Annotated in this window: 4 protein-coding genes; all 4 read right to left on the bottom strand. The window is 62.9% G+C overall.

Going from position 1 to position 4,294, the window contains the following annotated elements; all coding sequences use genetic code 11:
* Nucleotides 1-1,004: cyclic nucleotide-binding domain-containing protein (locus tag LJE63_09735; protein ID MCG6906893.1), on the bottom strand; the 1,004-nt coding region annotated here is incomplete at its 3' end.
* Between the two features lie 50 nt (nt 1,005-1,054).
* Nucleotides 1,055-3,220, bottom strand: a complete 2,166-nt coding sequence (locus LJE63_09730) for a PAS domain-containing protein (GenBank protein ID MCG6906892.1) — start codon at nt 3,218-3,220, stop codon at nt 1,055-1,057.
* The gene (locus LJE63_09725; GenBank protein ID MCG6906891.1) at nt 3,217-3,591 is read right to left on the bottom strand and encodes a response regulator; all 375 of its coding nucleotides are present in this window, start codon (nt 3,589-3,591) and stop codon (nt 3,217-3,219) included. The genes LJE63_09730 and LJE63_09725 overlap by 4 nt, the downstream gene beginning before the upstream one ends.
* A gap of 361 nt (nt 3,592-3,952) precedes the next feature.
* Nucleotides 3,953-4,294, bottom strand: a 342-nt coding sequence (locus LJE63_09720) for a sodium:solute symporter family protein (GenBank protein ID MCG6906890.1), incomplete at its 5' end; no start/stop codon positions are given.

Below are 4,294 nucleotides of genomic sequence, written 5' to 3'. Positions count from 1 at the left end.
TGGGCATTCATCTCCACGGCCGCCTGCCGGATGCTGGTCTCCGCGGGGCAGCTGATCAGGCGCGGATTGTAGATGCTCGCCACCGGCTGGTTGAAGAAGCGGGCGCCCTCCTCCCGCGGCTGGAGGGAGCTGGAAATCACTTTGGCGTAGGAGCGGTCCAGCATGCGTTTGCCGAAGGTGTCGGTGAAATACTCCGAAAAGGCCTCGAAGCGGCTGCAGAGATCCAGGAAATCCCCTTTGGGCAGGGTGTAGAAGGTGGTGGGCTCGATGGTCTTCAAGGTGCGCACCGAGAAGCCGTCGTTGAGCAGCATAGAGATGCCGCCGAAGATGTCCCCCTCCCCCATCAGCCCGCTCAGCATTTTTTTGTTCTTCTCCTCGAAGTAGCGCTCGGCCGCCCCCTTCTGGACGATGTAGAGGGCGTCCACCCGCGACTTTCCCTGGATGAAGAGCACCTTGTTCTTGGGCTGGCGCACGATATCGAGCTTGGCGGCGGTCTTTTCGATCTCGTTCTCGGGGAGAAAGGAAAAGGGGTCGATCTGGCTCAGAAACTTGGCGGCCTGGGTGGCGGCCATCAGCTCCGCGTAGGATTCGTCCAGCATGCGGCGGCTGTATTCATCCACGAAGTATTTGGCCACATTGGGCTGCCGGGTGCACAGCGAGAGGAAATCCTTTTTCCACATAACAAAGGCCAGCGTGTCGGTTTTGGCCTGTACGGTGCGCACCGCCAGGCCGGCGTTCATCAGCAGGGAGATCCCGCCGAAGATATCACCGGCATGAAGCTCCCCGCTGACGGTGCGCTGGCCGTTTTCCTCGAAGAACAGCTCCAGGGTGCCGCTGACAATCACGTACACGTGTTCCACCGCGGTCTTGCCCTGGACCGCGATAATTTCCCCTTTCGGGAAGCGTTTGCGGATCATCTCCGGCGCCAGGTCGCGGCGGTCCTGAACCGTCAGGGCGGCAAAGGGCTGGGTCTGGTTGAGGATGTCGAGGGCGTTGGACTCCATGGCTCACCTATTTTTTGAGGGGCGCAGGTCAGAAACCACGCCATAGTACTTCAGTAGCGGATGCGGGCGTAATAGCTCTTCTGGGAGGCCTCGCGGGCGTCCCGCAGGGTGTAAATCCCCTGCTTGGCCAGCAGCGGTATCAGTTTCAAAAAGATCTCGGCGGTGGCGATGGCGTCCCCCAGGGCGGTGTGCCGCCCGACGACGCTGATTCCCAGTCGCTGGGAGATGGATTCCATGTCGTGGCGGCCCTGGGAGGGGTGCACCACGGAGGAGATCAGCAGGGTGTCCAGGACCGGGTTGATGAACCGGATGCCGGTCTCGGCCTCGGCCAGCTGCAGCATCAGCATGTCGAAGGCCGCGTTGTGGGCCACCAGGATCGTCTCTTCGGTGTAGCGCTGAAAGAGGGGCAGGACGGTGGCGATGGGCGGCTGGCCTTCCAGCATTTCCGGCTGAATACCGTGGATTTCGACCGATTCCGGGGGCAGCGGCCGCTGGGGGTCAACCAACTGGTCAAAAAAATCCTCCTGGCGCAGGCGCAGGTTGACGATCCGCACCGCCCCGATGGAAATGATGCGGTCGCCGCCGCGGGGGTCGAGCCCGGTGGTTTCGGTGTCGAAGACCGTATAGGTCAGCTCCGTCAGCGGGCGGTCATCCAGGTCGGGGCTCTGGCCCGGCTGGTTGAAAAGGTCGAAATCGTAAAATTCGGGCCGGCTCTCGGGCAGAATCGTGATGCTGCGAAGGTTGCAGGCCGCCTCCGACGTGCAGCTGGGAAAAAACAGGCGCAGATAGGCCGTGTTTTTGAGCCGCCGGCTGGCATTGGACCAGATTTCGGCGTCGTGGTGGCCCACCACCTCCCGCAGGCTCAGCGGGATCGCCTCCCCCGCGACGCTGAGTTCCTCATCCTCCCACTGCCGGAGGGTTTCCAGTTTAACCGGTTTTCCGATCCAACGCAAATCCAAACACACGAAATGCCCGCGGCGCTCGATACAGCAGTTGAAATCGCGCAGCCCCAAATGGGTCTTCAGCCGCTCCAGCAGAAACAGGACCGCCAGCACGATGGAATAGCTGTCCACCCGCAGCCAGATGTCCTCCTCGCAGCCATAGATGACCAGCTTCAGCCCGAGCTTGGTTTCGGCCTTGCGGCCGACGGCCTCCATCAGGTCGCAGGCCGGCATGTGCACCAGCGGCCAGCGGGTCAACACCTGGCGGGAGTAGGCTTCCTGGGATTCCGCCAGCAGTTCCCCGATCCGCAGGGCCTCCTCGTGGATGATGGCCTTGAAGCGCTCGCTGTGTTTGGCCGCCATCTGGGGGTAGGCGATCATGGCCTCGACGGCCGAGCGGATGCCGCCGAGGCTGCCGCGCACCTTTTGAACCAGGGACTTGAACAGGGCGTTGACCCGGCTGTCGACCTCCAGCTGAGCGGTGATGTCCTTGCAGATCAGAATGAAGCCGTTGAAATCGCGGCGGTTGTTCAGCACCGGCACGGCTTCCACCTGCAGCAGGCGGTCGCCCTCGCCCACCGCCACGAAATAGGCCGCCGCACTGGTTTCGCCGCTGTTGAGCTTCTCGGCGATTTCATCCAGGGCGTGCACGATCAGGTTTTTGTCGATCACCGTAAAAATCGACCGGCCCAGCCCCATGAAGGGATCCGCGCCGCTGGGGGTCGAAGCGCCGGAGAGGCGGTTGTGGGAGAGGTACTCCCGGGCGCGGTTGTTGAAAAACAATATCCGGCCGTCGGTATTGCAGATCAACACCCCTTCGGGCAGGTCGGCCATGAAGGCCGCCAGGATGTTCTTCTCAGTTTCGGCCTCGGCCCTGGCCAGCCGGATGCGCTCCTCGACCCGGCCCTGAAGCGCCTCCACCCGGTCGGCGCTCTCGTTGATGATGGCCACCAGACGATCGACCTCGCGGCTGCCCTGCATGGCGATGCGGTGCGAGGGGTTGACGGTGGCGATCAGGGTGACCTCCTCCACCAGTTTGCTGAGGGGCAGGATATAGACGTGGAAAACGCCGTCCGCCGCGAATCCCAGCCCCGCCAGGAGCAGGACCCCGACGGTGAAGACATAGATGAAATTGTGGCCCAGGATGTTCAGCAGCAGCGAGCGCTCCGCCGGGGCCAGCTGGAGCCAGAAGAACCAAGCCAGCACCCCCATGATGAAAATGATGGTGAGCACCCCCAGCAACACGAACCACCAGAAGCGGTTGCGGATTCTCATGCCGGCCCCGTCAGCAGCCGCTGCACGGTGGCCGTGATCTCGGCATTGGCGAAGGGTTTGGAGATAAAGGCGTCCGCCCCGAGGGCCATGCCTTTGGCGACGTCCATTTCGCCGGCCTTGGCGGAGAGCAGTACGATCTTGATCCCGCCCCATTCGGGATTTTCGCGGATCGCCTGGCAGACCGCATAGCCGTCCAGGCGGGGCATCATGATATCCAGCAGGACCAGATCGGGGGCAGAACGCGCCACCGCCGCCAGGGCCTCCTCCCCGTCGGCGGCGGTGCTGACCTCATAGCCGTTTTGCTCCAGCAAAAACGTGAGGGGAACCAGGATGCTGCTGTCATCCTCGACGATCAGGACTTTGGCGGCCATGGCTGCAGTACCGGATGGGTTGAGGGGTTGCGGCGGCCCCGGGCGGGCGGCCGGTCCGGCCGCCGGGGGGCGTGCCAATTGCACGGCCGGCGCCCTGAAGGAACCGCCGCCGGGGTGCCCCGGGACAAAACGGGCCAAGCCGCCCCCAGAGAGAGGAATACCGGTTTGGCCCGCAACAGGCTCAGGTCGGGGCCCCCCCCGCAGAGCGCGGCGGGGGCCCGGTTGATGTGATGGGCGGAATTCGGCCTACCCCCAGACACCCCAGCCGAAGGATGCCGTAAAGAGAATGGCGAAAACCACCAGAGCGATCATCCACTTATCTTCCAGCTTCATATCCGATCTCCTTTCAGCGTCGCGATCATCAGGTTTCCCTGACCACGATCATGGTTTCCTTGTTGGCCCGCTCAATCTGGGTCTCGTTGGTGGTGGACATCTCGGCCTTGAAGCACAGCGCCCACATCATGACGATGCCGACGATCCACCAGGCGATTTGCCAGGACCACAGCGGTGAGAAGCCGGCGAAGGCAAAGGCGTTGTTGCCTAAAATACAGGCCGGCCCGATGGCGAAGAAATACCACACCGGAACGGCGATCTTCATCACCTTGCGCCACTGTTTGCCGCTCTCGCTGGGCTCATCGACACTGTCCAGCCATCCCCGGATCTCTGCTTGGCGCTCGATGGTCTCCTTGGTGTCCTTGAAACC

The organism is Desulfobacteraceae bacterium (assembly GCA_022340425.1).
Lineage (GTDB): Bacteria > Desulfobacterota > Desulfobacteria > Desulfobacterales > JAABRJ01 > JAABRJ01.
Note: the sequence above shows the minus strand (reverse complement) of the source record. Positions and strands in the feature narration are given on the sequence as shown.

What these genes read in the sequence shown, in the direction of transcription:
- LJE63_09725 (MCG6906891.1), bottom strand. Translation starts at nt 3,591, where the DNA reads ATGGCCGCCAAAGTCCTGATCGTCGAGGATGACAGCAGCATCCTGGTT.
- LJE63_09730 (MCG6906892.1), bottom strand. Translation starts at nt 3,220, where the DNA reads ATGAGAATCCGCAACCGCTTCTGGTGGTTCGTGTTGCTGGGGGTGCTC.